At 68.7% G+C, this 3,318-nt stretch carries 5 protein-coding genes and 1 pseudogene; 2 read left to right on the top strand and 4 right to left on the bottom strand.

Going from position 1 to position 3,318, the window contains the following annotated elements:
- Positions 1-549, top strand: a 549-nt coding sequence (locus ABZ749_RS32230) for a hypothetical protein (RefSeq protein ID WP_357234497.1), incomplete at its 5' end; no start/stop codon positions are given.
- 61 nt (positions 550-610) lie between these two features.
- On the opposite strand, the gene ABZ749_RS32225 is transcribed toward ABZ749_RS32230, so the two are convergent.
- Entirely contained in the window at positions 611-919 is a 309-nt protein-coding gene (locus ABZ749_RS32225; protein WP_357234494.1) for a hypothetical protein, read from the bottom strand.
- A gap of 596 nt (positions 920-1,515) precedes the next feature.
- On the opposite strand from ABZ749_RS32225, the gene ABZ749_RS32220 reads away from it, so the two are divergent.
- Positions 1,516-1,779 carry a DUF6244 family protein gene (locus tag ABZ749_RS32220; RefSeq protein ID WP_030489032.1) on the top strand — a complete coding sequence of 88 codons (264 nt, stop codon included), beginning with the start codon at positions 1,516-1,518 and terminating at the stop codon, positions 1,777-1,779.
- A gap of 149 nt (positions 1,780-1,928) precedes the next feature.
- Here the strand turns inward: ABZ749_RS32220 and ABZ749_RS32215 are convergent, their stop codons facing one another.
- From ABZ749_RS32215 to ABZ749_RS32205, 3 genes and pseudogenes are all read right to left on the bottom strand, one after another.
- Positions 1,929-2,339 (bottom strand): hypothetical protein, encoded by a 411-nt coding sequence (locus ABZ749_RS32215; RefSeq protein WP_357234491.1) that lies wholly within the window; start codon positions 2,337-2,339, stop codon positions 1,929-1,931.
- A 66-nt stretch (positions 2,340-2,405) separates the two neighbouring features.
- Positions 2,406-2,712: pseudogene (locus ABZ749_RS32210) on the bottom strand (nitroreductase/quinone reductase family protein).
- Positions 2,713-2,793: 81 nt separating this feature from the next.
- A partial coding sequence (locus ABZ749_RS32205; protein ID WP_357234489.1) for a hypothetical protein occupies positions 2,794-3,318 on the bottom strand: 525 nt, incomplete at its 5' end.

The raw sequence follows: 3,318 nt of genomic DNA, 5'->3' as shown, positions 1-3,318 counted from the left end.
CCTGTCGCCGGATCTTCGTGCCGATCCGGGACGCCCAGTCCTGGCTCGACCTGGCGCACGGCATCCTGCGGCCAGCGGATCGCCGTCAGCAGGCCCGGTCGGCCGGTCACCAGCGAACCGACCCCGGCCGCGGCCGACCCGGCGATGGAGCTGGAGCTGGCCCGGCGGATGGCCGACGAGGCCGACCGGCACGGGCAGCAGGCGGAGTTGCTGGCCCAGCGGCCGGCGCTACTGCCGACGTGGTCGCCGCTGGCGAGGGCGGTCGCCGTCTACGCCGGGTGCGGCGCGGCGGCCGGGGTGCTCGTGCTGATGCTGGTGCTCGCCTCCGGGGTCGGCCTGGTGGACGGGTTCACCCTCGGCGCGTGGATCTGCGCGGGGTTGCCGGCGGTGGCGTTCTTCGGCGGCTACCTGGTGCTGGGCCGCTGGGGGCGGCCGGCCATGGTCGCCGGCACCCCGCCGCGATATCTGCCGCTCGGGTTCCTGATCTGTTTCCTGGTGGTGCCGATGGCCTACTGCGCGTATCTGCTGCTGGTCCGCGGTCTGCGCTGATGACCGACCTGGAGTGGCGACTGGTCGTCACCGCACAGGGGCGCCGACTGTTGGGCACGGATCAGTCCAGGTGGTAGATGACGCCGCCTTCGTCGCTGAATTCCTGCTCGGTGCCGCTGGTCGAAGGGCTGAAGACGCGGCAGGAGCAGTCATCGGCGGGAGGCCCCGCCGACGCCTCGGCGTAGTACCAGACCTGACCCACCTCGGCCCTGAACGTGCGACTGCTGGCCCGTCCCACCTCGATCGCCCGGTGCGGTTCACACTGAGCGTCGAAGATCCACAGCACGTACGGCTCACTGGTCGTCGAGGCAGTGCCCCGCAGCGGTTCCCCCCACCGGCCCTCGGGGATCTCCCGTCGGAAGTAGACCAACGCGTCATCGCCATGGATCTTGGCGATGCAGGACCGGTAGAGCGCTGCCCGAGACGCCGGACTCGGACTGGGCGCGGCTGTTGCCGACGACGACTGAAGGCTGCTGAGGATGCTCTGCCCGTCACCGGTCGCGACGGCGACGGCCAGCAGGAGGGCGAGAAGCCCGAGGAGAGCGCCGGACAGGCCAATGACGCGAGCCCGGCGACCACGACGAGCCGATGTTGTGTCTGTCCTCTGAACCGTCAAACCCCGTCACTCCCTCGGCAAGCTGTCACCGAGTCTAGGAGGCCTCGCACTCGGGCGTGGTCCCCGAGCTCGGGATCGCCGCTTGCCGACGGCATCCGCGCTCAAATCAAGTCCGGCGAACTTGCGCCGGGAGACAAGCTGCCCTCGACCCTCTGAGCTGTGCCGTCAGCACGAGGTTTCGGTCATCGTCGTTCGCCAGGCCATTAACGGACAGTTTCCGTTGTGAGCTAACGGAAACTGTCCAAGGTCTGGTCGCGTTCCGTCGCGCTGGGTGCGCGAATCTCGTACGCTCCCATGTGGTCTCCGCCGGTGCGGTGGTGGAGGCGATGGTCGACCACGGGGAGGTGCGCGTGAGCGCAGCACAGATCATCGCGAGGTTGGCGGCGGCGTCGCAGAAGCTGGACGAGGCGAAGGCCAAGACCGCAGCGGCAGCACAGGACGCCGCCGAGGCGCGAGCACTCGTCGCCGGCGCGCTGGAGGGTGTGGCCGCCGGTCCGCTGGTCGGCATGATCGATTCGTACCGTCAGGCGCTCGCGCAGGCGTCGCAGGGTGGCGACCCGGCCAAGCAGCACGTGCAGGAGACGATCGCCAAGGTGCGAGCGCTGGGAAACTGATCCCGTCATCGCTGCCGGGTTCGGCTGTTCGCTCCGGCGGCAGTGATCAGGTGATGAGAAGTAGGTGTCGGAAGTGGTTCTGACCTACTTCTCATCACTTGATCATTGGGTTCCCCGGCGGCGTCCTGCGGCGATGGTTTGGCCGCGCTTCAACGGGTGATGCGGAACGTCTGCTCGAAGTTCGGGTAGTCGCAGACGTCCTGGTTGCACAACTCGAATCCGCCGCTGATCAGCGCGACACCCTTGTGGAGGACCAGCCCGTCGGGCTGCACCCACGCTCTCCCGGTCACGGCTTGCGGCTCGCCGGTGCAGCTGTTGAGGGGCGCCCAGCCACCCGCGTAGGCGACCCTGTCGCCAGACCGCTGCCGGACGATCAGCTCGGTCGCGCCGGACAGGCCGGCTGGGCAGGTCACGGTGAGGGTGATGTCCACAGCGACGCCGCGGGCGACCAGGGTCGCGGACGTGACGTCGACGCTGCTTGCCGCGCTTGCCGGCGTCGGCGCCAGCACGATGGAAAGTGACAGCCCGAGTAGTGCGATGGCGGTGATGATGCGGCGCACGACGGTCCTCCTCGCCGGAGTGGGGTGGTTACCTTCCGTCACCCTAGCGTGCCGCAGCACTCACCGTCATCGATCGGCGGTGCGTTCGATGACGACGACAGGGATCTCTCGGTCGGTCTCCTTCGCGTAGCGGGCGTACGTGGGGAAGACCTTCGTCATCACCGGCCACAGCCGGACGCGCTCCTCGCCGGTGGCGGTCCGGGCCCGACCGGTGATCCGCTCCGCGCCGACCTGGATCTCCACCGACGGGTCGGCGCTCAGGTTCAGGTGCCAGGCGGGGTGCTTTGCCGCGCCGCACGTAGCGCCGGATGTGGCTGGCGACCCAGCCGACGGGGCTGTCCTCGACCGTCTCGTTCTGCTCTGCCGCGGTCACGAGCCCACCTCCTCGCTGGAGCCTAACGACGCTGAATGCCGCAGTGGGGCTCGGCCCACATTCTGGCGGCGCAAGCAGTCGTCACGAGGCCAGCAGGTCGAACAGGCCACCGATGACGAAGAGGACCGCCGCCACCCACCGGAGGATGTGCAGCGGCCGCGTCTGGTCGAGCAGTTTGCCGTAGCCGTACAGCAGAGCCCCCCAGACGCGGTAGGGCGCCGCTGCCGCCAGGAGACGTAGTGCCGGGAAGGAGATGATCGCGGCAACCACGGTGAGCACGAGGCCGGGATAGGTCCAGGACGGCCCCTTGTTCGTGAAGCCGGCAGCAAAGACGAAGAGGCCGCCGACCGCGCCAGCCGCGCCGAGGACGACGAGGCAGCCATTGTCGGAGCGCTCGATGTCCTGGACCAGGTCCCGTTCGTCTGCCGGTAACTGGCTGGCGATCAGTCTGTTGATTCGGCTCCGTGCGTACTCCTGCTGTTGCGGACACACATCAACCTCGTGCCTCGTCCCGCAGGTGTGCGCATCGGGAATCGCGGTCATGACCTGACTGTGGAAGTCGCGGTAGGTGGGAAGTGCCACGTTGAGGCCCACGGGAACGGCATC

Origin of the sequence: Micromonospora sp. NPDC047753 (assembly GCF_040642735.1) — a bacterium.
Lineage (GTDB): Bacteria > Actinomycetota > Actinomycetes > Mycobacteriales > Micromonosporaceae > Micromonospora.
Note: the sequence above shows the minus strand (reverse complement) of the source record. Positions and strands in the feature narration are given on the sequence as shown.